Consider the following 23,967-nt stretch of genomic DNA (forward strand, 5'->3'; position numbering starts at 1 on the left):
AATCCATGGACATCATGTTGATTACAGCCGCCATCGGTATCGTCTTTTTGCTCGGCGCCCTGGCCATGTTCGCCCGCTTCTACCATAAGGTCGAACAGGGTCACGCAATGATCATCAATACCCTGCGTGCCGAGCCGGACGTGAGCTTTACCGGCGGCATGGTCTACCCCATCATCCACAAGAAGGAAATGATGGAGATCTCGCTCAAGACCATCGAGATCGACCGCCTTGGCAAGGATGGCCTGATCTGCCGCGACAATATCCGCGCCGACATCAAGGTCACCTTCTTCCTGCGCGTGAACAAGACCAGGGACGACGTGCTGAAGGTGGCCCAGGCCGTAGGCTGCGCCCGCGCTTCCAGCCAGGACACGCTGGAAAGCCTGTTCTCGGCCAAGTTCGCCGAGGCCCTGAAGACGGTCGGCAAGTCGATGGACTTCGTCGACCTGTACCAGGCGCGCGACCGCTTCCGCGACGACATCATCCGCCAGATCGGCAACGACCTGTCCGGCTACATCCTGGAAGACGCGGCCATCGACTATATCGAGCAGACCCCGATCGAAAAGCTGGACAGCCATAACATCCTGGATGCGCAGGGTATCAAGAAGATCACCGAACTGACCGCGATCGAAAGCGTGCGCACCAATGAACTGAAGCGCGACGAGGAAATGCGCATCAAGAAGAAGGACGTGGAAACGCGCGAAGCGATCCTCGAGCTGGAGCGCCAGCAAGCCGACGCGGAAGCGCGCCAGAACCGCGAGGTCACCTCGGTGCGTGCGCGCGAACAGGCCGAAGCCGAGAAGGTGCAGTCCGAAGAGCGCGCCAAGTCCGAACTGGCCCGCCTGCAGGCCGAACAGGTGGTGCTGGTGCAGCAGGAAAATACCACGCGCGAGAAGGAAGTGGCGGAGAACAACCGCAAGCGCGCCGTCGCCATCGAGGAAGAGCGCGTGACCCGCGCCCGCCTGCTGGAAGTGGTGGCGCGCGAGAAGGAAGTCGAACTGCAACGCATCGATAAGGAGAGGGCGCTGGAGGTGCAGAAGAAGGCCATCGCCGACGTGATCCGCGAGCGCATCGTGGTCGAGCGCACGGTGGCCGAGCAGGAAGAAGCCATCAAGGACGTGCGCACCCTGGCCGAGGCCGACCGCGGCAAGAAGTCGCTGGTGATTGCCGCCGAGGCCAGCGCGGAAGAGAAGCTGCTGCTGGCGGTCAAGGCGGCCGAAGCGGATGAGCGCGCGGCCAAGCACCGCGCCGCCCAGGAACTGACGCTGGCGGAAGCGGCGCTGAAAGTGGCGGAGAAGGAAGCCGAAGCCAAGAAGCGCCAGGCGGAAGGCACGGAAGCAGAAATCGCCGCCCCTGGCCTGGCGGAAGCGCGCGTCATGCTGGCGTCGTCGGAAGCGATCGTCAAGCAGGGCGCGGCCCAGGCCGAAGCGACCCGCCTGCGCATGGAAGCCGAAGCCAAGGGCAAGGAGCAGTTGGGCCTGGCCGACGCTGCGGTGAAGACGGCCGATGCGGCCGCCACGGCCAGCCTGGGCGCGGCGGAAGCCAAGGTGATCGAGGCGCGCTTCGAAGCCGAGTCGCGCGGCCTGGCGCAGAAGTTCGAATCGATGTCGGCGATGAGCGCCGAAACGCGCGCCCACGAAGAGTTCCGCATGCAGCTGGAACTGGCCAACGAGCAGGCCCTGAAAGGCATCGATGCGCAGACCATGGTCGCGCGCGAGCAGGCCGAAGTCCTGGGCAAGGCGCTGCAGAACGCCAAGATCGACATCGTCGGCGGCGACGGCAACTACTTCGACAGCTTCGTGCGCGCGCTGTCGGTCGGGCGCGGCATCGATGCCGCCATCGAAAAGAGCAAGACCCTGCAGATCGGCCTGAAGGACCACCTGAGCGGCGAGCGCGACATGCTGAACGACCTGCGCGGCCTGGTCGGCGCGCTGGGCGGCTCCTCCGGCGAGCTGCAGAACCTGAGCGTGGCTTCGCTGCTGGCCAAGGTGTCGCGCGAAGGCACCCAGCAACAGCAGCATGCCCTGAACAACCTGATCGCCTCGGTCCCTGAACTGAAAGGAAAAGCATGATCTGCCCGGCCTGCGCAAGCACCCATTTCCAGTCGACCCGCATCGAAGGCGGTTTGCCCGCAGAGCAATGCGAGGCTTGCCGCGGTGTGCTGGTGGACCTCGAGCGCTATCGCGCCTGGCGCAAGACCATGCCGGCGGTGGCGCTGGCCGCCGCCACCGCCGAAGCGAGCGTCACCGACGGCGCCGTCCGGCTCTGCCCCAGGACCGGGCGCATCATGGCGCGCCTGAAGGTGGACAACCACCATCCGCTGCGCCTGGACTACAGCGCGGCGGCGCAGGCGATCTGGCTCGACGCCGGCGAGTGGGACACGCTGATGTCGCTCGACTTCCACGGCCAGCTTGACGAGATCGCCTCCGACCGCTGGCAGGCCAGCGTGCAGGAAGCGGCATCGCGTGAGCGCATCGAGCAAGCCATGCAGGCGCGCTTCGGCGACGACTTTGCCGAGCTGGCGCGCATGCGGGCCTGGCTGGACGGCCGCCCGAACCGCGGCGAGATGCTGGCCTTCCTCGGCGCCCTTAAAGACTGAAGCGACAGAAGCACAACATCATGAGCCAAGAACAAGCAGCACCCGAGGGTGCCGAGGCGTCGCTGCGCCATTCCAGCAGTTTCGATTTGCTGCGCAAGCGGCTGGCCGAGCAGGGCAAGTCCCTGCTGGAGAAGGCCGGCGCGCTGAACGCAGCGCGGCTGGCCGAGTTCGGCCGCGAAGAGATGGCGCTGCGCGCCCGCACCCGCGCCCGCACCGACAACAACTGCACCGCGCGCGACCTGGTGCTGGTCGGCGAGGTGCTGCTGTTCGGCTATAACGTCTTCATCGGCCTGCGCCAGGAGACCCAGGTGGCGGACGTGTTCGCCCTGTACCGCCTGCGCCAGGACGGCGCCGAGGTGGAGCTCGAGCCGCTGGCGCTGGACGGCAGCTTCCTGGCCGAGCCGCGTTTCGTGGCCGAATTCAAGGAACTCTACAACTACTACCGCAGTGCGCAGCTGGTGCAGCTGCGCGTTACGCAAGGCAAGCTGCTGGCCGCCTTCAAGATCGGCGAACGCCAGAGCGACCTGCGCGTGTTCCGCTGGCAGCTCGGCGAGCAGGGCGCGGCGACCTACATCGACAACCGCGGCGAACGCGATGTCGCGCTGCCGCCGCCGCATGATTTCGAATGGAGCGTCACCACGCGCGACCAGCACGTGCTGGGCCAGCACCCGCACGTCAACGTGCTCGACACCCTGTTCGTGGAAACAGTGGGCGGCGACCTGACGCTCAAGATCGAGAACAACACGGAAACAGGGCTGGGCATCTACAGCGAGCCGGTCGACGATCCCAACCAGTCGCTCAGCGACGCCGAGATCGCATATGCCGCGCTCGGCGACCTGATCCTCTTGCGCGTGCGGCCCTACCGCGAGACGCAGCTGCGCTACCTGGTGTATTCGCGCCTGAGCCAGCAGGCGCAGCGGGTCGACAGCATCGGCGCCTCCTGCGTGCAGCTGCCGGAAGACCACGGCATTGTCTTCCCCGGCGGCGTGATCCTGCAGGGCGGCGAGTCGCGCCTGTTCGCCGGCCTGCCGGAGGGACTGCAATTCGAGCGCCGGGTGCTGGCGCCCAACGGCGAAGACGTGCTGTATGTCTTTTACGAACTTGTCAGCGGCACTTATGTGCTGCTGACCTATAACCTGATCAACAAGACCCTGTCGCAGCCGCTGGTGGCGCACGGCTACGCCCGCTATGACGACGGCAGCATGCTGCTGTTCACCGCGGAAAGCGAGGAGCCGACCCGCAACCACCCGATGCAGTGGTGGCAGACGCCGTTCCTGGGCGAGGAATACGCCGCCCGCGCCGCGCCGCGCCAGGGCTTCTTCGGCAAGATCGGCAACCGCGAGCTGGTGCGCGGGGTGTCGGAACTGTATTCGATCGGGCGCATGGTGCGCGAGCAGGGCCAGGGCCAGGGTGAAGGCGGCGGCCATGCGCTGCCCGGCCGCGCCGTCTACGAGAGCCTGCTGCGCCAATGCCGCCGGGTGGCCGACGCTTTCCACTGGCTGGGCGCGCCCGAAGCCATGGGTGTCGGCGCCGACCTGGGCGGGGTGTCCGAGCTGGCCAGCGCCACGATGGACGAATTCGACAAGGCGGCGGCAATCCAGCGCGAAGCGGCGCGCGTGCTGCAGCAGGCGGCGCAGGAGCAGCGCCAGTTGCTGGCCGAGACGGCCAGCCGGCTGTGGCAATCGCCGACCGAGTTTATCGAAGCGCTGGAACAGATCCGCCTGGCGCGCGGCCGCCTGGCCACGCTGAAGGAGCGGCGCTACATGGACGTGGCGCGCCTGGCCGAACTGGATGGCGAACTGGGCGCCGAAGAGGCGCGCGTGGGCGAGCGCACCGTCCAGTTCCTGTCGCAGGCCAATGCCTTCGCCGGGCTGGAGGCGGAACTGGCGAAACAGCGCGGGCAGCTGCCGCAGCTGGGCACCACGGCCGAACTGGCGCCGCTCAACGAAGCGCTGGACCGCACGGCGCGCAACCTGGATGGCTTGAACGAACTGCTGGGCACCCTGGCGGTCGGCGATGCCGCCTTGCGCACCCAGATCCTGACCGCCATCTCGCGCCTGTACGCGGGCATCAACCAGTTGCGCGCCGAAGTGCGCCAGCGCCGCAAGCAGCTGGCGCAGACCGAGTCGGCGTCCGAATTCGCGGCCCAGTTCCAGTTGTTCAGCCAGTCGGTGGAGAGCAGCCTGGAACAGGCCGACACGCCGGAGCGCTGCGATGAATTGCTGACGCGCCTGCTGGCCCAGCTGGAAACCCTGGAAGGGCAGTTCGCCGAGCAGGAAGACTACCTGGCCGAGATTGCGCACAAGCGCGAAGCGGTGTACGAAGCGCTGGAGGGGCGCAAACAGTCGCTGCTCGATGCGCGTGCGCGCCGCATGCAGGCCATCGGCGAAGCGGCGCGCCGCATCCTGGCGGGTGTGCCCAAGCGCCTGGCCCAGTTCAGCGAAGCGGCCCAGATGGAAGCGTATTTCGCCGCCGATGCCCTGCTGGCCAAGCTGAAGGCCAGCATCGAGGAATTGCGCAAGCTGGGCAACGCGGTCGCCGCGGACGATTTGAGCGGGCAGCTGAAGAACCTGCGCGAACAGGGCCAGCGTGCGCTGCGCGACCAGAACGAACTGGTGAGCGGCAATACCATCAAGCTGGGACGGCATGACTTCACCGTCAACCGGCAAACGCTGGAGCTGGCCATCGTGCCGCACCAGGGCGAGCTGGCCTTCCACCTGGCCGGCACCGATTACTATGCGCCGCTGCAGGACGCGCGCCTGGATGCCTTGCGCCCATGGTGGTCGCAGGAGACCGTGGCCGAGACAGCGCAGGTTTACCGCGCCGAATACCTGGCTTACCAGTTCATGCGCGCGGTGCGCGCCGGCACCGCCGGCATCGACTGGCAGCAATTGCAGGAAGCGCTGGCGCAGCCCGATAGAGCGGCGCTGGACGAACCGGTGCGCCGCTTTGCCGCGCCGCGCTACCAGGAGGGCTACCAGAAAGGCTTGCACGACCACGACGCTGCCGCCATCCTGCGGCAGCTGGTGCCGTTGTGGGAGGGCGCCGGCCTGCTGCGTTTCAGCCCGCTGGCGCGCGCCGTCGCCGTACTGTACTGGACCCATGTGCATGCCTCGCCTGCGGCGCAGTCGCTGCGGCACCAGGCCGAGCAAGCCGAATTGATGCGCCGCCATTTCAATAGCGAGCGCTTATGGGACAAGCTGGCGGCTGAAGTCGAGCAAGCGCTGCAGCGCTTCCTCGATGCCGAACTGCTCGATATCGAGGCCTGGCTCGATCACGGCAGCGAAACGCGCGCCCTGGCGCTGGCGCAGGCCGCGCGCTACCTGCTGTCCGAACTGGGCGTGCCCGCGGGCGTGGAGCAGGCCTGGCTGCTGAGCCGCAGCGGCAGCGAACTGGCGAACGGCCTGGCGCAGCACCTTGCGCGCCACAATATCGCCGCCCCCTGGCAAGTGCCGGCACTGTCGTGGCGCGAGCGCTGGATGCTGGCCACCGAATGGCTGCACGGTTACGCACTCCAGCAGGGCCATGAGCTGTCGCTGCTGCCCGAGGTGGCCGCCAGCCTGCTGAGCAACCTGCCGCGGCGCGTCGTGCAGGTTGGCGTCGAAGCACAGGTCACCGGTTTGCTCGGCGAGCACGCCCGCATTGAAAACCGGACGCTCAAGCTGCAACTGAATGATTTCCTGCGCCGCCTCGAACATCACGAAGCTGTCGTGGTGCCTGCCTTCCGCTTGCTGCAGCAGTTGCGCCAGCAACTGGCGCAAGAAGAGAAAACCCGCCTGCGCCTGGAGCAGTTCCAGGCCAAGCCGCTGGCCAGTTTCTTCCGCAATCGCCTGATCGACGAAGCTTACCTGCCGCTGATCGGCGACAACCTGGCCAAGCAGATCGGCGCGGCCGGCGACCAGCGCCGGGTCGACTCGATGGGCATGCTGTTGCTGATTTCACCGCCGGGCTACGGCAAGACCACCCTGATGGAGTACCTGGGCGAGCGCCTGGGCATGATCTTCGTGCGCATCAACTGCCCGGTACTGGGTCACGACGTGACGTCGCTCGACCCGGCCCTGGCCGGCAACAGCGCCGCCCGCATGGAACTGGAAAAGCTCAACCTCGGCCTGGCGATGGGCAACAACGTGATGCTGTACCTGGACGACATCCAGCACACCAACCCCGAGTTCCTGCAGAAGTTCATCGCCCTGGCCGACGGCACGCGCCGCATCGAAGGTGTATGGCGCGGCGAGAGCCGCAGCTACGACCTGCGCGGCAAGCGCTTCGCCGTGGTCATGGCGGGCAACCCCTATACCGAATCGGGCGACGTGTTCAAGATCCCGGACATGCTGGCCAACCGGGCCGACATCTACAACCTGGGTGATGTGCTGAGCGGACGCGAAGAACTGTTCGCCCTCTCGTATATTGAAAACGCGCTGGTGGCGCATCCCGAACTGCAGCCGCTGGCTTCGCGCGACCCGCAGGACCTGTACCTGCTGGTACGCATGTCGCAGGGCGAACCGGTGGCGGCGTCGGACCTGAAGCATGCCTACACTTCGCAGGAGATCGACCAGATCTGCGCGGTGCTGCAGCGCCTGTTCAAGGTGCGCAGTGCGCTGATGAAGGTCAACCTGGCTTATATCGCCTCGGCCGCGCAGGACGATGCCTACCGCAGCGAGCCCGCGTTCAAGCTGCAAGGCAGCTATCGCAATATGGCCAAACTGGCGCCCAAGGTGTCCGCCCTGATGCATGACGCCGAACTGGACGCGCTGCTGCGCGACCACTACCGCGGCGAGGCGCAGACCCTGACCAGCGGCGCCGAAGAAAACCTGCTGCGCCTGGCGCACTTGCTGGGTCAGCCGACGGACGCGGAGCAGGCGCGCTGGAGCGAGCTGGTGGAGGAATTCGTCCGCCTGCGCAAGAACGGCGGGCAAGCGGATGGCGAAGCGCGGGTAGCCGAACACCTGGCCGAGATCGGGGCCGGCATCGCCGCGCTGGGTGGCCGCATGGCGCCGCAGGTGCAGGTGCACGTGCCGGAACAGGAGCGGCTGCACGAATTGCTGCAGCGCCTGGCGGACAGCTATGAAAAGGTCCTGCTGCCCATGATGAGCGCGATGAATTACAAGATGCGCCTCGACCACGGCATCTGGGACGAGGTGCGGGCCACCAGTTCCATCGTCAAGGATATGGAACACCGCCTGCGCTACCGGGGCAAGAAGGGCCCGCCGCCGCCCAAGCAGGCGCGCGAGCCGGCTGGCGAGACGGCTGGCGAGCCGTCAGGCGACTGAGAGGACCTTTTCTTTGCAGATGGCGGGCACGTTCTCATCGAAGAACTGGCCGAGCCCGCCATCGGGTTGCTGCTTGGGGAGTTCAGTGCACCGCTGTCGCGGACTACTACTGAAAACTACTGAAATTTTCACTGAAACTACTGAAAAGTTGAACTTTCAGGGCGTGATAGCGCTCTAACGGGGAAAATTTCAGGAGCTTTCAGTATGACTTCCCGAGTGACCCTGGAGGTAAGCCTCCCTACGCTGCACGCGCTGCTCGACTACCACTCTGAACAGGCGGCAGACCACACCCTTACGGACTTGGCCGACATTGCGATCCGCGAATGGTTGCAACGCCAGCGCGCCGCCAGCAAGCCAATGGAACTAGCGGGTTTCTTTTGGAAGACGGTCTTCCTGCCAGACGGAGCATTGCTGCGCATTTGCAGCCGTGACGGACCGCATTACGCCGAGGTGGTCTGTGGCGAGCTAATCTATGAAGGGCGGGCAGTATCACCAAACCAATTTGTCACTGCCAGCCTGGGTAATGTGGGGAACGCCTGGAAAGTGATTTACGTTCAGCTTCCAGGGGACGGTGATTGGACGCCGGCTACCCGGATGCGCCACGCGGCCATGGCCCATGCGTTCCGCACGGCTAAACGCAAGGCCGAACGCACCGCGCCGCCGGGCTCATCTTCCTCTTAGCCGTATAAAGCCTGGTGATTCGCGCGCAGCACGTGCTTCTGGATCTTGCCGGTGGAGGTCATCGGCAAGTTCTCCACGATGGCAATGTGCTTGGGGATTTCGAAGCCGGCCAGCGTGCTGCGGCAATGCTCCTGCAGCGCGCCCGCGTCGGCGGATTGCCCGGGCTTGAGGCAGACGAAGGCGGTGACGGCTTCGATCCATTCCTCGTGCGGCAAGCCGACCACGGCAGCAAGGGCCACGGCGGGGTGGCCGAGTAGCGCTTCTTCCACGCGGATGGCGGGCACGTTTTCGCCGCCGGTCTTGATCATGTCCTTCAGGCGGCCTTTGAAGTGCAGGTAGCCGTCCTCGTCCCACATGCCAAGGTCGCCGGTATGGTGCCATCCGAAGCGGCGCACGGTGGCCGTGGCTTCCGGGTCCTTGAAGTAGCCCAGCATCGCATTTGCGCCGCGATGCACGATTTCGCCGACTTCGCCTTTGCCAAGCAGGCGTCCGTCGGCGTCCATGATGGCGGTGTCGTTGACCGGCGTCGCCTGTCCCCAGCAATTGCCGGTACGGTGCTGCTGCTCGGGCGGGAAGTAGACCGTCATCGGGAACATCTCGGTCTGCCCGCTGCCCAGCGCGAAACGAGGGCAGAATTCCTGCATCAGGCGGCGCAGCAGCTCGGGCGCCATCGGAGCCATGGCGTATATCGCCAGGCGCAGCGCGGAGAGGTCGTGTTCCGCGCGCGCAGGATGCAGAAGCATTGCGCCATACATCGCCGGCAGGGCGGCCACCAGCGTGACGCGCTCGCGCGCCAAAGTCGCCAGCACGGCGGCCGGATCGAAGCTGCGCGAGAGCGATATCGCGGCGCCGCACGCCAGTCCCGCTGCGGCCATGCTGAACTGGGCGCAGTGGAATAGCGGCAGGATGGCGGACAGCACGTCATTCGGAACGATCGATACGGTCACCGCGTTCGACATCACGGCCGACAGCACCGAACGGTGCGAGTGCATTGCGCCTTTCGGATGGCCGGTGGTGCCGCTGGTGTACATGATCATGGCCAGCGCGTGTTCGTCGATGTCCAGCGCCGGCGGGGTTGCCGGCTGGCCGATGAGCGCCTCGGTCAGCGTGCCTGCGCCCTGGGCGCCCGGGCCGCAGCGCAGTAGCGGCACACCCAGCGCGGGCAACGCGGCGCGCCAGGCGGGATGCGCGCCAAGCTGCGCGTCCACCACCAGCAGGCGCGCTTCCGCGTGCTGCACGATGTAGGCGACTTCGGTCGGCGACAGCATGGCGTTGACCGGCACCCATACCAGCCCCGCCTTCATGATGCCGAACGAGGCCACCACGAAGTCCATGGAATTGGGACTGAGCATGGCTACCTTGTCGCCGGGCTGCAGGCCGCTGGCGAGCAGATAGTGCGCAAAGCGGTTGCTGTCCTCGTCCAGCTGGGCGTAAGGCATGCGGCGGCCATGTTCCAGCAGCGCCGGTGCCGCGCCATTGCGGCGCGCGCTGCGCGAAACCACATTGCCCAGGGTCTCCTGCATGCGATCAGTCATGGCCTGCCTCCACGAACAGGTCGATCATCGGCTCTACGCCCGGCGTCACCTGGTACTGTGAAAAATCGGTCATGCCGCTGCCGCGCAGGACTTGCTCGTCGATGAAGAAGTTGCCGGTCGTCGTGCGGCTATCCTTCGTCAGTATCAGGTGGGCGGCATCGGCCATGATTTCCGGCGTGCGGCCGTACTGGGCGCCGCCGGGCAGGGCGACATTGAGGGCGGCCGTTGCGATGACGGTGCGCGGCCACAGCGAATTGACCCCGACCCCTTCCTCTGCTAGCTGGGCGGCCAGGCCGTGCACGATCATGCTCATCGCGTATTTCGACGTGGTGTAGGCGGCGTGGCGGGCGAACCATTTCGGGTTCATGTCGATCGGCGGCGACAGCGTCAGGATGTGCGGGTTGCTGGCTTCCAGAAGATGCGGCAGGCAGTGCTTGGCGCAGGCGAAGGTGCCGCGTACGTTGATGTCCATCATCAGGTCGTAGCGTTTCATCGACGTGCTTTGCGCGTTGGTCAGGCTGATGGCGCTGGCATTGTTGACCAGTATGTCAATGCCGCCGAACTCCGCGACGCCGCGTTCGATGGCGGCAATGACCTGCTCCTCCTCCCGGATATCGACCTGCAGCGGCAGCGCATTGCCGCCGGCGGCGCGGATTTCCTCGGCGGCGGAGTAGATGGTTCCGGGCAAACGCGGATCGGGTTCGGTGGTCTTGGCGGCGATGATCACGTTCGCGCCGTCGCGCGCCGCGCGCAAGGCGATCGCCTTGCCGATGCCCCGGCTGGCGCCGGTGATGAACAGGGTCTTGCCTTGCAGCGTAGTCATGGGTTCTCCGTCAGGGGGTGATTTCCAACAGCAGCTGTCCGGTCGCCACTTGCGTGCCGAGGGCGGTGGCGAGCAGCGCCACCTTGCCGTCGCGCGTGGCGAGCATATTGTGTTCCATCTTCATCGCTTCCAGCGCCAGCAATGGCTGGCCGATGCTCACTTGTTGGCCTTCGCGCACGTGCAGAGCGACCACGCGGCCGTTCATTGGCGCGGCGATGCGGCCGTCGGCGGCGCCGTTGCCCGCTCCTTGCGGCGCTGCGTCGCCCAGGTCGTCCAGCATATGTTCTCTGCCGTCCAGCAGGAAGAACAGGCGGGCGCCGTCGGCGGCGAAATGCAGTGTCGCGGGCTGGCCGTCGAGGGATAGCAGCACGGTGCCGTCGCCGGCTTCGGCCACTTCGACGCGCATCGACACCGCGCTGCCTTCGCTGGTGATGTGCCAGGCGTTGCGGCCGTCGGCGCTGGCGCGGGCCTGGTGCGCGGCGCCATCCAGCGTGAAGCGCAAAGCTTGGGCATGGGCATGGCTGGAGCTCCAGCCGTGCAGCTCGGCCGGGTAGCGGCGCGGGTGGCGCTGCGAACGGTGCCAGGCCAGCAGCGCGCTGGCCGCCTGCGAGCTGCGGCCAGTCGCGGTGGCGCTGCCGCGCCGCCCGGGCGGCAGGTATTGGGCGATAAAGCCGGTGGTCGCACGGCCGGCGCGGAATTCGGGGTGCGCCAGGCATTGCGCCAGGAAGGGGCGGTTGCTGGGCAGTCCAAGCAGCACGCATTCGTCCAGCGCGCGCCGCAACTGGCGCAGCGCGTCGGCACGGTCGCGGCCATGGGCCACCAGCTTGGCCAGCATGGAGTCGTAGTAGGGCGGCACCTGCACCCCGTCGGCCAGCGCGTGGTCGCTACGCACGCCGAACGGCGCCGCCCAGCGCCATACTTTTCCGCTTTGCGGCAGGAAGTCCTGCTGCGGGTCTTCCGCGCACAGACGCACTTCGATGGCATGCCCGCCGGCTGCGCGGCGCGCATCGAGTTCGCACTGCGCCTGCGGCAGCGGCGCACCTGCCGCCACCAGCAGCTGCCATTCGACCAGGTCGATGCCGGTGATGGCTTCCGTCACCGCATGTTCGACCTGCAGGCGCGTGTTCATCTCCATGAAATAGAATTCGCCGTCGCCATCGAGCAGGAATTCCAGCGTGCCGGCGCCCACATAGCCGATGGCGCGTGCCGCCGCCACGGCCACCGCGCCCATGCGCTCGCGCAGCTCCGGCGTCACGGCCGGGGAGGGCGATTCTTCGATCAGCTTCTGGTGCCGCCGCTGCACCGAGCAATCGCGTTCGCCCATGTGCACCACGTTGCCGTGGCTGTCGGCGAAGAGCTGGATCTCGATGTGGCGCGGTTCGATAACGGCGCGCTCCAGGATCACGTCCGCGCTGCCGAAGGCGTGCAGCGCTTCGGAGCGGGCAGCCGCCAGCGCGGCGCTGAATGCGCCCGGGTCGTCCACCCGGCGCATGCCGCGCCCGCCGCCGCCGGCGGCAGCCTTGATCATCACCGGGTAGCCGATGCGCTGCGCTTCCGCCGCCATGCGCTCGCTCGACTGGTCTTCGCCGTGGTAGCCAGGCACGCAGGGCACGCCGGCCTCCAGCATCAGGCGCTTGGCGCCGGCCTTGTTGCCCATGGCTTCGATAGCTGCCGGCGGCGGACCGATGAAAACCAGGCCCGCGTCGGCGCAGGCCTGGGCGAAATCGGCGCGTTCGGCCAGGAAGCCGTAGCCGGGGTGCACGGCGCCGGCGCCGCTGGCCTGCGCGGCGGCGAGCAGCGCCGGGATGTTCAGGTAGGACTCGCCCGGCGCGGGGCCGCCGATGCGCAGCGCCGCATGCGCGCCACCGGCTGCGCCGGTTGCATCGGCGGCGCAGTGCGGGGCGCCGGCGTCGGCGTCGGAATGTACCGCCACGCAGCGGTAGCCCATGCGCCGCGCCGTACGCATCACGCGCAGCGCAATCTCGCCGCGGTTGGCGACCAGGATGGTGTCGAAGGCGTTCACGCTTTGCGGCCCGGCAGGATGTCCATGTATTTGCAGATGATGCCCAGCATGACCTCGTCGGCGCCGCCGCCAATCGAGGTCAGGCGCCCGTCGCGGTAGAACTGCGACACCGGGTTTTCCAGCGTGAAGCCCATGCCGCCCCAGAACTGCATGCAGCCGTCGGTGATCTGGCGCGCCAGGCGGCCGGCCTTGAGCTTGGCCATCGACGCCAGTTCGGTAACATCGGCGCCGCCGATGTACATGCCGCAGGCGCGGTAGGTCAGGGCGCGCAGCGATTCGAGCTCGGTCTGCATCTCGGCCAGCTTGAAGTGCACCCACTGGTTATCCAGCACGCTGGCGCCGAAGATCTTGCGCTCGCGCGTGTATTCGATGGTGGCGTCGATGCAGTTCTGCATCTGCTGCACGATATTGGCCGCGCACCACAGGCGTTCTTCCTGGAATTGCAGCATCTGGTAGGTGAAGCCCTTGTCCTCCTCGCCCACCAGGTAGCGCTGCGGCACCCGCACTTCGTCGAAGTGGATCAGGCCCGTGTCGGAGGAATTCATGCCGATCTTGCGGATCTTCTGGCCCACGCTGACGCCCGGCGTATCCATCGGCACGATGATCAGCGACTTGTTGCGGTGCGCCGGGCCGTCGCCGGTAGTGGCCAGCAGGCACATCCAGTCGGCCTGCAGGCTGTTGGTGATCCACATCTTGCTGCCGTTGATGATGTAGTCGCCGCCGTCCTTGCGCGCCGTGGTGCGGATGGCCGCCACGTCGGAGCCGGCGCCCGGTTCCGACACGCCGACGCAGGCCACCGCCTCGCCGGTAATCGCCGGCGCCAGGAATTCGCGCCGCAGCGCGTCCGAGCCGAAGCGCGAGAGCGCCGGCGTCGCCATGTCGGTCTGCACGCCGATCGCCATCGGCACCCCGCCGCAGCGGATGTGGCCCAGTGCTTCGGCCATCGCCATCGAGTAGGAGTAGTCCAGTCCCAGGCCGCCGAATTCGGCCGGCTTGGATACGCCCAGCATGCCCAGTGCGCCCAGCTTGCGGAACACTTCCTTGGCAGGGAAGATCTCGGCGGCCTCCCATTCGTCGACAAAAGGATTGATGTCGGTGTCGATGAAGCGTTTCAGGTTGCGCTGCAGTTCAAGGTGTTCGTGGCTGTATTCCATAGGTTCTCCAATCATGGTCGGGCGACGCCGAATTGCACCGGCCGCAGCTCGCGCCGGCGCGCTTCCTCGCACACTGCCAGCACGCAGGCCAGCACCTTGCGCGTGTCGCGCGGGTCGATGACGCCGTCGTCCAGCAGGCGTCCGGATGTCGTAAAAACGTCGGTCTGGCGCTCGAAGGTTTCCACCACGCGTGCGCGCATGGCGGCAATCGCCTCGCGGTCGATTTCCTGTCCTTTGCGCCGCATGCTGCCTTCCATCACGATGGCCATCGTGGTGGCTGCCTGCTCGGCGCCCATCACGGCGGTGCGCGCATTGGGCCAGCTGAAACAGAAGTCCGGCATGAAGCCGCGCCCGGACATGCCGTAATTGCCGGCGCCAAACGATGCGCCGCAATGCAGGGTAATGCGCGGCACGTTGGCGTTGGCCAGCGCCTGGATCATTTTCGAGCCGTGCTTGATCATGCCCGCCTGCTCGTAGGCTTTGCCGACCATGAAGCCGGTGGTGTTCTGCAGGAACAGCAGCGGGGTGCCGGACTGGCAGCACAGCTGGATGAAGTGCGCCGCCTTGGTGGCGCCGGCCGGATCGAGCGGGCCGTTGTTGGTGATGATGCCGACCGCCATGCCGCAGATGGCCGCATGGCCGGTCACCGTGGCCGCGCCGTAGCCGGGCTTGAACTCCAGGAAGGCCGAGCCGTCCACGATGCGCGCGATCACTTCGCGCATGTCGAGCGGCTTGCGCTGGTCGCATGGCGCGATGCCGAGCAGTTCCGCCGCCGCATGGCGCGGCGCCTCGTACGGTGCGCCGCCCGCCGCCGGCGCGGCGTTCCAGCCCAGGCTTGCCACCAGTTCGCGCGTGATGCGCAGCGCATCGGCGTCGTCTTCGGCCAGGTAGTCGGCCAGGCCGGACAGCGTGGCGTGCATCTCCGCGCCGCCCAGTTCTTCCTCGCTGGCGATTTCGCCGGTGGCCGCCTTCAGCAGCGGCGGCCCGGCCAGGAACGCCTTGGCGCGCTCGCGCACCATCACCACGTAGTCGGACAGGCCCGGCATGTAGGCGCCGCCCGCGGTGCTGGAGCCGTGCACCACGCTGATCACCGGCAGTCCCGCCGCCGACAGGCGCGCCAGCCAGTAGAAGCCGCTGCCGCCGTGGATGAAGGTCTCGACCTTGTAGTCCAGCAGGTTGGCGCCCGCGCATTCGACCAGGTGGATGAAGGGCAGCTTCTGCGCCAGCGCCACCTGCTGCAGGCGCTGGAACTTCTCGATCCCCATCGGCTGTACGGCGCCGGCATCGATGCCGGAATCGTCGGCCACCACCATGCAGCGCACGCCGCTGACAAAGCCGATGCCGCCCACCAGGCCGCCGCCCGGCACCGAGCGCTCGGGATCGGGATGGTCCAGGCAGTAGCCGGCCAGCGTGGCCATTTCCAGGAACGGTGCGCCGGCATCGAGCAGGGCGCCCAGGCGTTCGCGCGGCAGCAGCTGGCCGCGCTTGGCAAACAGCGGCGCCGAGGCTGCCGATTTGTCGCGGCTACGCGCTTCCAGCTGGCGCAGGCGCGCCAGCTGCGCCTCCAGCGCCGCGCTGTTGGCCTGGAAGGCTGCGCCCTGCGCCGGCACGCGGCTTTCGAGCGCCGGCATTATCCGCCCTCCAGTACGCGCGGCGTGGCCGCCAGGTGGAAACCGTTGAAGGGCGCCGTGGCGCCGGCCTGGCGCGGCGCGGGCATCGGCATGCCAGGCCGCACATTCGGCCGGCCGCCGTCGACGCGCAAGGTGCTGCCGGTGATGAAGGCCGCCGCGTCGGACAGCAGGAAGGTGATGGCCGCCGCCACTTCCGATTCGGTGCCGAAGCGGTGCAGCGGCACCGTGCGCGGGAAGACGCGGATGGTGTCGCGCATTTGCGGCGGATACTGGTCCATGCCGGAGGAGGCGATGTAGCCCGGCGCCACGGCGTTCACCCGCACGCCGTACTGCGCCCACTCGAAAGCTGCCGTCTCGGTCAGGCTCACCATGCCGGCGCGCGCCGCGCCCGAGTGGCCCATGTTCGGCATGCTGCCAAACATGTCGGCCGCGATATTGACGATGGCGCCGCCATGCTCGGCCATGCTCTGGTTCAGGCACTCGCGCGCCAGCAGGAAGCCGCCGGTGAGGTTGGTCTGGACCACCGCTTCCCAGCCCTTTTGCGAGATCTCGCGCAGCGGCGCCGGGAACTGGCCGCCGGCGTTGTTGACCAGGCCGTGCAGCGGGCCGTGTGCGGCCACCATCTGCGCCACCAGCTCGCGCACGGCCTCTTCGCTGCGGATATTGCAGGAGTAGCCGTGGGCAGCGCCGCCGGCGCCGGCAATCTCGGCGCGCACGGCATCGAGCTTGGCGCTGTCGCGCCCCACCAGCAGCACGCGCGCTCCCAGCGCCGCCAGTTCGTGCGCGGTGCAGCGCCCGATGCCGCTGCCACCGCCCGTCACCACGATGGCGCGGCCCTCGAACAGGCCGGGTTTGAAGATCGATTGGTACATTGCACTTCCTTTCAGGACCAGCCGAGCTGGCGCGCGGCCAGGTCGTTGAGGATTTCTTCGGCGCCGCCGCCGATCATATACACCTTGGCGTCGCGGTACGCGCGCTCGGCCACCGTGCCGCGCATGAAGCCCATGCCGCCCAGGATCTGCACCGCTTCGCCGGCGCAGGCCTGCATGGTTTGCGCCGCGAAGTTCTTCAGCATGCACACTTGCGCCACGTCCTGCCCTCCCGCATCCATGCGCGCGACCACACTGTCGATGAAGGCGCGCGTGGCCTCGATGCGGGTCGCCATGCCCACCAGTTTGTGGCGCACGGCCTGGTGCTGCACCAGCGCTTTGCCGAAGGTCTTGCGCTGCTGCGCCCATTGCAGCGCTTCATCGAGGCAGGCTTGCGCCAGGTAGCAGGCGTGCATGGCCAGCATCAGGCGTTCATCGTTGAAGTTGCGCATCAGGAGCGTGAAGCCGGCATTTTCGGCGCCCAGCAGGTTGGCGGCCGGCACGCGGCAATGGTCGAAATGCAGTTCGGCCGTGTCGGAGCACCACCAGCCCATCTTCTTCAGCGGTGTAGGCGTCAGCCCCGGCGTGTCGCCGGGCACCAGCAGGACGCTCACCCCGGCCGCGCCGCTGCCTTGGCCGCCGGTGCGCACGGCCAGCGTGATCCAGTCGGCGCGCATGCCGGAGGTGATGAAGGTCTTGCTGCCGTTGACGATGTAATGGTCGCCGTCGCGCTCCGCCGTTGCCGCCAGGCTGGCCACGTCGGAGCCGCCGCCCGGCTCCGTCACGGCCAGGGCGCTGATCGTCGCGCCGGAGAAGATGCCGGGCAGCACGCGCGCGCGCAGTTCGGCAGAGCCGCCATGCACGATCGGCGGCGTGCCGATGCGATGGCTGAACAGGGATGCCAGCAGGCCGCCGCAGGCGGTGCGGCATAGTTCCTCGTTCAGCACCTGCAACTGGCGGTAGCTGGCGGGGATGCCGCCGTCGGCCTCCGGGAAGCCCAGGGCCAGCAGGCCCAGTGCGCCGGCTTGCTGATAAAGGGCGCGCGGGAAGGTGCCGGCTTCTTCCCAGTCGTTGACGTGGGGGCGCAGCTCCTGCTCGACGAAACGGCGCACGGTGGCGCGCAAGGCTTCTTCCATCATGTTCTCCGGCTGGTGAAATCCGGCGGCACCGCGACTGGCATCGCCAGCAGCCATTGCGCCATGCCCTTGCCAAGCGGATCGTGGCGCAGTGACGCCATGCCGCCGCCGCCCAGCGCCTGCTCGCAGACGAAGTTGAAGGCGTGGATGCCGGGCAGTTCGTAGCGCCTCACAGGGCCGCTTACCTTGTCCGCCAGGTGCGCGGCCACCGCTTCCGGCGTCAGTTGCTCGCGCAGCAAAGGCAGGTCTCCAGGATGGCGCGCGATGACGCCGATATTCGAGGTATCGCCCTTATCGCCGCTGCGCGCCCAGGCCAGCTCAATCAACGGCACCATGCGCCACCCCTCACGCGGTAGAGCTCGTGTCACACCCTCGCCCCTAGGGGCAACCCCAAGGTGTGACACGGGCTCGGCCGTAGCGGCAGTGCCGGGCGGGATTGCGGGGCGCGCTTGCTCGCCATCGGGCAGGTGCACCACGGGCTGGATGCGGTTTTTGTCGAGCAGGAAGGAGAATTGTTTGATGGCGGGCGAGACGGAGGGGCGGCCGCCGAAACCGGTGGTGCCGGGTGCCCACGAAGTGCCGGCGGGGGCGATCTCGCGCGTGAAACTTTCGAGCGCGGCGCGCTGCGGGTGGGCTACCGCCAGCCACATGACCGCCTGGCCGAAGCCTTCTTGCGCGCCGAGGATGTCGATGTGCGTGGCGGAATAGTCGGCCAGTCCGGCGCGGGCGAACATGGCCCGGGTCCGCGTCAGGATGGCTTCGGCGCTGCGGCGCGCCTTGCGGCCTGCGTCGTGGCCGACGATGGTCAGTTGCGCGGCGCTGCGAAAGCCGTCGGCGTAGGTGGCGCTGACCTTGTAGGTCGGCGTAGGCGCGTGGCCGCGCGCGCCTTGCACCAGCACGCGCTGCGGGCCCGCTGGCTCCAGCGTGACGCCGGTGAAATCGCACACCACGTCAGGCAGCAGGTAGTGCGCCGGGTCGCCGATTTCATAGAGCAGCTGTTCGGCCGCCGCGGCTGGCGATACCAGCCCGCCGCTGCTTTCTGGCTTGCCCAGCACGAAGCTGCCGTCGGCGCGGCATTCCACCACGGGATAGCCGCTGTTGGCCCAATCGGGTACGTCTTCCCAGTCGGTGAACAGGCCGCCGCTGCCCTGGCAGCCGCATTCGATCAAGTGGCCAGCCAGGCTGCCGGCGGCGAGCAGGTCGTAATCGCCGGCGGCCCAGCCGAATTCGTGCATCAGGGCGCCCAGCGTCACGGCGCTGTCGACGCAGCGGCCGGTGATCACCACGTCGGCGCCGGAATCGAGTGCGGCCTTGACCGGCAGTGCGCCAAGGTAGGCGTTGGCGCTCAGCACCGTGGCTGGCAGGGGCAGGCCTTCCGCGCGCAAGCCGGGCAGCAAGGCTGACACGTCGTCGCCTTCCACCACGGCGATGCGCGGCGCCAGTCCCTGTTCCGCCGCCAGCGCGCGCAGTGCGGCGGCGCAGCCTTGCGGGTTGATGCCGCCGGCGTTGGCCACGATGCGCACGCCGCGTGCCAGCGCGTCGGCCAGCACGTCGCGCATGACGTCGATGAAGTCGGTGGCGTAGCCCAACTCCGGCTGCTTGCGGCGCGCCGCCGCCAGCAGCGACATGGTCAGTTCGGCCAGGTAATCGAAAACGAGGTAATCGAGGTCGCCGCCGTCGAGCAGCTGGCGCGGGCCGAGGGCGCTGTCGCCCCAGAAGCCAGCCGCCCCTCCGATCCGGACATGGTTCCTGCCTGCGCGCACCCTGCCTCCTTTATTAAATCATGCGATTGAATAATTAAGGATACCTCGGAAAAGCGCGGGCGTGCAAGGAAAAAGCCCCGGCTGCCGCCAGAGGCGGGGCCGGGGCTGGCGCGTCAGCTTAGCCGACGCCAGGTGCTTAAGGCACCAGGTTGAAGTTGACGTTGATGGCGTTGGCGACATTGAGGTCGACCGCGGCATTGGACAGCGTGGTGTAGCCGGTGGCCGAGGCATCGACCTTGTACATGCCGGTGGCCGGGATGGTGCCGGCGCTGGAGAAGGCCAGCGGCAGGGTGGCGCTATAGGCAGCGTATTGCGGCGCGGCCAGCGGCAACTTGGCGATGCTGTAAGCGCCGGTGCTCAGGTCCGCATTGGTGTAGCGCAGGGTCACGGTCGGGCCGCCGGTAATGGCTTGCTTGGCCGAGACCAGGGCCGATTCGGTGGCGCTGGCCGGGGTCAGCGTGGCGGTGCCGCTGATCGATCCCATCAGGCTGGTGGCCGGCAGGGTGAACGGGGCGCCGGTGGTGCTGATCGGCACCATGGCAGTGGTGGAAGTCACCGGTACGCCGCCCACCACGTAGGCCGCATGGGTATTCGAGGTGATGACCACGTCGTAGTTACCGAGAGGCAGGCGTGGCAGCACGAATTCGCCGGTGGCGCTTGGCACCGTCGCGGCCACCACGGCGCCGTTTTGCTGGGCGCTGACGGTAATGCCGTCGGACAGCAGCGGCACGGCGACGAAGCCGCTGATGCCGTTCAGGGCAGTCGGGATCACCTTGACCACCGGTTTCAGCGCGTACTTGCCATTGCCCTTGGTGACGATGGATTTGCAGGCGTCGAAGTCCATCACCAGGTCATAGCGCTGGCCCGCTTCCACCGTGAAGTCGGCGTTCATCTTGATGCCGCTTTGTACCGCGCTCGGGGTGTCGAGCGAGATCTCGGTGGTGGTGCCGCTCAGGACCACGGAGTTGGCAGTCGCGTTGCCGGTGTTCGGGTCCAGCACCAGGCGTACCTGGTTGTAGCGGCCTGCCGCCAGCGCGGTCTGGCCCAGCGCGTCCAGGGTGCCGTTGGTCAGGTTCAGCAGGTTGATTTTCTTCCCTGGCGAGAGGGTGATATCGGTCCAGCCGCTATCGGTGTCGCTGGCGGTGGCGCTGGTGTTGACGCGGACCTTGTTGACCGTCACGTTGACGGCATCGAAGCCGCAGGCCGGAGCGTCGGTAATCGAGACGCCCAGGGTGCCCATGGTCTGGGTGGGTGGGGCGTCGCCACCGCCACCGCCGCCGCCGCAGGCAGCGAGCAGGAGGGATGTCAGCGCGAGTGGGAGCAGGGAGACTTTGGAGTTCATGGTAGTGCCTCTCGTAATAGTTATTGGTGCTCTTCCATTATCGGAAGCGAGAGGAAAAACCCAATGTGCGATTACCCACATAGTAACGAATTGTTACACTTGCAGATCAAAAGTCACTCTGCAGCAAGGGCTGTGTTGCATGTGGAACACAGCCCTCCTTGCGACGCACTGTTTTACCGGCAGTTAATTACCGGCAGTTAATTATCGGCAGTTAACGTTCCATGCGGTGAGTTCCGCGCGCGACGGCCGCACCGTGATCTCGACTTTGCTGCCGATATCGCTTTCATAGCCAAGCAGGAACATGCCGTCGGTGCTGCGGCCCAGGGCGCGCAACTGGAAGCTGCGCGAACGGGTCGGTGCGCAACTGGTATTGCCGGCCATGAGCAGGCGCGCGCGCTGCAGCAGTTCGCCCTGGGCCTGGATCAGGCGCAGCATGTCGATTTCGGCCAGCGGTGCGCGCAGTTCGACCATTGTGGCCGGCGGCATGCCGCAGCTGGTGGTGTGGTGGATCCAGACATGCTGGCTGCTGTCGGCCCGCCAGCTATCGTCGGCCTGCTGCGTGTAGCGGGTGCGCGTGACGCGGCACAGCGGCAGTACCAGGCGCACCGGCGGTGCATCGGTGGTAGCGCTGGCAATCCACCTGCTGCCATCGCTTGCGCGCTCCAGGCGCAGCGGCGGCACGGGCGTGCCCGGCGCGCTGCGCTGCATGAATTGTTCGAACGAGCGCTGCTCGGCCAGCGTCGGCGCGCGCGCAGCAGGGCCTGGCCCGGCCATCGCCGTTGCCGCCTGCGCGGCCATCGCCGCCAGGAATACTACATATCGCATCCGGTCTCCTTTCAATGCGCATCGATTATAGATATAATCCGCTCGCTGCCGAAAGGTGGCACACGCTAGGGGTCCTGTGCGCTCAGTTTCATATTGAGCTGCGCGGGTGAGAAATACCCTCCGAACCTGATCTGGATAATGCCAGCGAAGGGAAGCTTCAGGATACGCAGCGGCTGCGCCACGCACGGCGCAACTGCACGCGCAGCCTAACCTCCTTTGCTGGCTCCTGCGCCAACAAAGGAGCCAAAATGAACGCCAATCCAACTTTCCTCGCCGCCCAGGCAGAGGTCGACTCCGCAGCTGTTACCCCGCTGCCGAATTCCCGCAAAATCTATGTGACCGGCAGCCGCGCCGACCTGCGCGTGCCGATGCGCGAGATCAGCCTGTCCGGCGACAATGCGCCGGTCACCGTGTACGACTGTTCCGGGCCTTACAGCGACCCGGACGAAACGATCGACATCCGCAAGGGCCTCGGCACGCCGCGCGCGGCCTGGATCGCCGAGCGCAGCGACACCGAGCTGCTGGCCGGCCCGACTTCCGACTATGGCCGCCAGCGCCTGGCCGATGAAAAGCTCGATGCGCTGCGCTTCGAACTGCACCGCCAGCCGCGCCGCGCGCAAGCCGGCCGCAACGTGAGCCAGATGCACTACGCGCGCCAAGGCATCGTCACGCCGGAAATGGAATACGTGGCGATCCGGGAAAACCTGCGCCGCAAGGAATACCTGGCCGGCCTGCGCACCCAGGGCGAGAAAGGCCAGCGCATGGCCGACCTGCTGGGCCGCCAGCACCGTGGCGAGTCCTTCGGCGCCGCCATCCCGGAAGAAATCACGCCTGAATTCGTGCGCGACGAGATTGCCCGCGGCCGCGCCATCATCCCGGCCAATATCAACCACCCGGAACTGGAGCCGATGATCATCGGCCGCAATTTCCTGGTCAAGATCAACGCCAATATCGGCAACTCCGCCGTCACGTCCTCCATCGGCGAGGAAGTGGAGAAGATGACCTGGGCCATTCGCTGGGGCGGCGACACCGTGATGGACCTGTCCACCGGCAAGCATATCCACGAGACGCGCGAATGGATCGTGCGCAATTCGCCGGTGCCGATCGGCACGGTGCCGATCTACCAGGCGCTGGAGAAGGTCAACGGCAAGGCCGAAGACCTGACCTGGGAAATCTTCCGCGACACCCTGATCGAACAGGCGGAGCAGGGCGTCGACTATTTCACCATCCACGCCGGCGTGCTGCTGCGCTACGTGCCGCTGACGGCCAACCGCATGACCGGCATCGTCTCGCGCGGCGGTTCGATCATGGCCAAGTGGTGCCTGGCCCACCACAAGGAAAACTTCCTGTACACGCACTTCGAAGACATCTGCGACATCATGAAAGCCTACGACGTGAGCTTCTCGCTGGGCGACGGCTTGCGTCCCGGCTCGGTGTGGGATGCCAACGATGCGGCGCAGCTGGGCGAACTGAAAACCCTGGGCGAACTGACCCAGGTCGCCTGGAAGCACGACGTGCAGGTGATGATCGAGGGCCCGGGCCACGTGCCGATGCAGCTCATTAAAGAGAACATGGACCTGCAGCTGGAGCAGTGCAGCGAAGCGCCGTTCTACACCCTAGGCCCCTTGACCACCGATATCGCGCCCGGCTACGACCATATCACCTCCGGCATCGGCGCCGCGCAGATCGGCTGGTACGGCACCGCCATGCTGTGCTACGTGACGCCGAAAGAGCACCTTGGCCTGCCGAACAAGGCCGACGTCAAGGAAGGCATCATCACCTACAAGATCGCGGCACACGCGGCCGACCTGGCAAAAGGCCATCCGGGCGCGCAGATCCGCGACAACGCGCTGTCGCTGGCGCGCTTCGAGTTCCGCTGGGAAGACCAGTTCAACCTGGGCCTGGATCCGGACCGCGCGCGCGAATTCCACGACGAGACCCTGCCGAAGGATTCGGCCAAGGTGGCGCACTTCTGCTCCATGTGCGGCCCGCATTTCTGCTCGATGAAGATCACGCAGGAAGTGCGCGAGTTCGCGGCCAAGGGCATGCAGGAAAAGTCGATCGAGTTCGTCAAGGGCGGTGCCAGCATCTACCGCGAGCAGGCATGATCGAGATTGAACTGAACGGTGCGCCGCACGCGGTGCCGCCGCGGCAGACGCTGGAGGCGCTGATCGATGCGCTGGAACTGACAGGGCAGGCGCTGGCGCTGGCGGTCAACCGCCAGGTGGTGCCGCGCCAGCGCTGGCCGCAGGTCGCACTGAACCAAAACGACAAAGTAGATATCGTCCGCGCCATCGGCGGGGGCTGAAAAGGGGAGAC

At 67.0% G+C, this 23,967-nt stretch carries 16 protein-coding genes and 1 riboswitch; of the genes, 6 read left to right on the forward strand and 10 right to left on the reverse strand.

The genetic code is table 11. The features are described from left to right. Positions 1 to 5: 5 nt before the first annotated feature. The 4 genes from ASE26_RS09920 to ASE26_RS09935 all read left to right on the forward strand — a co-directional run bounded on the left by ASE26_RS09920 (position 6) and on the right by ASE26_RS09935 (position 8,547). Positions 6 to 2,069 (forward strand): flotillin family protein, encoded by a 2,064-nt coding sequence (locus ASE26_RS09920; RefSeq protein WP_055932297.1) that lies wholly within the window; start codon positions 6 to 8, stop codon positions 2,067 to 2,069. After that, a complete protein-coding gene (locus ASE26_RS09925; protein WP_055932301.1) occupies positions 2,066 to 2,596 on the forward strand; it encodes a zf-TFIIB domain-containing protein in 531 nt (176 codons plus the stop codon). The genes ASE26_RS09920 and ASE26_RS09925 overlap by 4 nt, the downstream gene beginning before the upstream one ends. Before the next feature lie 20 nt (positions 2,597 to 2,616). Further along, a complete protein-coding gene (locus ASE26_RS09930; protein WP_057246134.1) occupies positions 2,617 to 7,866 on the forward strand; it encodes a DNA repair ATPase in 5,250 nt (1,749 codons plus the stop codon). Positions 7,867 to 8,070: 204 nt separating this feature from the next. Continuing rightward, positions 8,071 to 8,547 (forward strand): hypothetical protein, encoded by a 477-nt coding sequence (locus ASE26_RS09935; RefSeq protein ID WP_057246135.1) that lies wholly within the window; start codon positions 8,071 to 8,073, stop codon positions 8,545 to 8,547. On the opposite strand, the gene ASE26_RS09940 is transcribed toward ASE26_RS09935, so the two are convergent. The 10 genes from ASE26_RS09940 to ASE26_RS09985 all read right to left on the reverse strand — a co-directional run bounded on the left by ASE26_RS09940 (position 8,544) and on the right by ASE26_RS09985 (position 21,648). Continuing rightward, on the reverse strand, positions 8,544 to 10,082 hold the full coding sequence (locus tag ASE26_RS09940; protein WP_057246136.1) for a class I adenylate-forming enzyme family protein: 1,539 nt from the start codon (positions 10,080 to 10,082) through the stop codon (positions 8,544 to 8,546). The genes ASE26_RS09935 and ASE26_RS09940 overlap by 4 nt on opposite strands. Continuing rightward, positions 10,075 to 10,905, reverse strand: a complete 831-nt coding sequence (locus tag ASE26_RS09945) for an NAD(P)-dependent oxidoreductase (RefSeq protein WP_055932313.1) — start codon at positions 10,903 to 10,905, stop codon at positions 10,075 to 10,077. The genes ASE26_RS09940 and ASE26_RS09945 overlap by 8 nt, the downstream gene beginning before the upstream one ends. Before the next feature lie 10 nt (positions 10,906 to 10,915). Beyond that, a complete protein-coding gene (locus ASE26_RS09950) occupies positions 10,916 to 12,928 on the reverse strand; it encodes a biotin carboxylase N-terminal domain-containing protein (RefSeq protein WP_200960803.1) in 2,013 nt (670 codons plus the stop codon). Next, positions 12,925 to 14,082 (reverse strand): acyl-CoA dehydrogenase family protein, encoded by a 1,158-nt coding sequence (locus ASE26_RS09955; protein ID WP_055932316.1) that lies wholly within the window; start codon positions 14,080 to 14,082, stop codon positions 12,925 to 12,927. The genes ASE26_RS09950 and ASE26_RS09955 overlap by 4 nt, the downstream gene beginning before the upstream one ends. Before the next feature lie 11 nt (positions 14,083 to 14,093). Then, a complete protein-coding gene (locus tag ASE26_RS09960) occupies positions 14,094 to 15,713 on the reverse strand; it encodes an acyl-CoA carboxylase subunit beta (protein WP_055932319.1) in 1,620 nt (539 codons plus the stop codon). Continuing rightward, complete coding sequence (locus ASE26_RS09965; protein ID WP_057246137.1) at positions 15,713 to 16,585, reverse strand: SDR family oxidoreductase; 873 nt, start codon at positions 16,583 to 16,585, stop codon at positions 15,713 to 15,715. The genes ASE26_RS09960 and ASE26_RS09965 overlap by 1 nt, the downstream gene beginning before the upstream one ends. An 11-nt stretch (positions 16,586 to 16,596) precedes the next feature. Continuing rightward, complete coding sequence (locus ASE26_RS09970) at positions 16,597 to 17,721, reverse strand: acyl-CoA dehydrogenase family protein (protein ID WP_057246138.1); 1,125 nt, start codon at positions 17,719 to 17,721, stop codon at positions 16,597 to 16,599. Further along, complete coding sequence (locus ASE26_RS09975; protein WP_057246139.1) at positions 17,718 to 19,481, reverse strand: acyclic terpene utilization AtuA family protein; 1,764 nt, start codon at positions 19,479 to 19,481, stop codon at positions 17,718 to 17,720. Before ASE26_RS09975 ends, ASE26_RS09970 begins: the two co-directional genes overlap by 4 nt. Before the next feature lie 136 nt (positions 19,482 to 19,617). After that, on the reverse strand, positions 19,618 to 20,823 hold the full coding sequence (locus tag ASE26_RS09980; RefSeq protein WP_057246140.1) for a DUF4382 domain-containing protein: 1,206 nt from the start codon (positions 20,821 to 20,823) through the stop codon (positions 19,618 to 19,620). Positions 20,824 to 21,024: 201 nt separating this feature from the next. Next, positions 21,025 to 21,648, reverse strand: coding sequence for a hypothetical protein (locus tag ASE26_RS09985; RefSeq protein WP_057246141.1), 624 nt, complete (start codon positions 21,646 to 21,648; stop codon positions 21,025 to 21,027). A 57-nt stretch (positions 21,649 to 21,705) separates the two neighbouring features. Next, positions 21,706 to 21,818: riboswitch (TPP riboswitch) on the forward strand. 78 nt (positions 21,819 to 21,896) lie between these two features. On the opposite strand from ASE26_RS09985, the gene thiC reads away from it, so the two are divergent. Together thiC and thiS are read left to right on the forward strand one after the other, a co-directional pair. After that, positions 21,897 to 23,756 (forward strand): phosphomethylpyrimidine synthase ThiC, encoded by a 1,860-nt coding sequence (gene thiC, locus ASE26_RS09990; protein WP_057246142.1) that lies wholly within the window; start codon positions 21,897 to 21,899, stop codon positions 23,754 to 23,756. After that, positions 23,753 to 23,956 carry a sulfur carrier protein ThiS gene (gene thiS / locus ASE26_RS09995; RefSeq protein ID WP_057246143.1) on the forward strand — a complete coding sequence of 68 codons (204 nt, stop codon included), beginning with the start codon at positions 23,753 to 23,755 and terminating at the stop codon, positions 23,954 to 23,956. Before thiC ends, thiS begins: the two co-directional genes overlap by 4 nt. Positions 23,957 to 23,967 lie beyond the last annotated feature (11 nt).

The sequence above is a fragment of the Duganella sp. Root198D2 genome (assembly GCF_001428585.1).
Classification (GTDB): domain Bacteria; phylum Pseudomonadota; class Gammaproteobacteria; order Burkholderiales; family Burkholderiaceae_D; genus Rugamonas.

Bases quoted from the DNA above. Each gene is read 5' to 3' on its own strand.
- ASE26_RS09920 (WP_055932297.1), top strand. From the start codon at position 6: ATGGACATCATGTTGATTACAGCCGCCATCGGTATCGTCTTTTTGCTC.
- ASE26_RS09925 (WP_055932301.1), top strand. From the start codon at position 2,066: ATGATCTGCCCGGCCTGCGCAAGCACCCATTTCCAGTCGACCCGCATC.
- ASE26_RS09930 (WP_057246134.1), top strand. From the start codon at position 2,617: ATGAGCCAAGAACAAGCAGCACCCGAGGGTGCCGAGGCGTCGCTGCGC.
- ASE26_RS09935 (WP_057246135.1), top strand. From the start codon at position 8,071: ATGACTTCCCGAGTGACCCTGGAGGTAAGCCTCCCTACGCTGCACGCG.
- ASE26_RS09940 (WP_057246136.1), bottom strand. From the start codon at position 10,082: ATGACTGATCGCATGCAGGAGACCCTGGGCAATGTGGTTTCGCGCAGC.
- ASE26_RS09945 (WP_055932313.1), bottom strand. From the start codon at position 10,905: ATGACTACGCTGCAAGGCAAGACCCTGTTCATCACCGGCGCCAGCCGG.
- ASE26_RS09955 (WP_055932316.1), bottom strand. From the start codon at position 14,082: ATGGAATACAGCCACGAACACCTTGAACTGCAGCGCAACCTGAAACGC.
- ASE26_RS09960 (WP_055932319.1), bottom strand. From the start codon at position 15,713: ATGCCGGCGCTCGAAAGCCGCGTGCCGGCGCAGGGCGCAGCCTTCCAG.
- ASE26_RS09965 (WP_057246137.1), bottom strand. From the start codon at position 16,585: ATGTACCAATCGATCTTCAAACCCGGCCTGTTCGAGGGCCGCGCCATC.
- ASE26_RS09970 (WP_057246138.1), bottom strand. From the start codon at position 17,721: ATGATGGAAGAAGCCTTGCGCGCCACCGTGCGCCGTTTCGTCGAGCAG.
- ASE26_RS09980 (WP_057246140.1), bottom strand. From the start codon at position 20,823: ATGAACTCCAAAGTCTCCCTGCTCCCACTCGCGCTGACATCCCTCCTG.
- ASE26_RS09985 (WP_057246141.1), bottom strand. From the start codon at position 21,648: ATGCGATATGTAGTATTCCTGGCGGCGATGGCCGCGCAGGCGGCAACG.
- thiC (WP_057246142.1), top strand. From the start codon at position 21,897: ATGAACGCCAATCCAACTTTCCTCGCCGCCCAGGCAGAGGTCGACTCC.
- thiS (WP_057246143.1), top strand. From the start codon at position 23,753: ATGATCGAGATTGAACTGAACGGTGCGCCGCACGCGGTGCCGCCGCGG.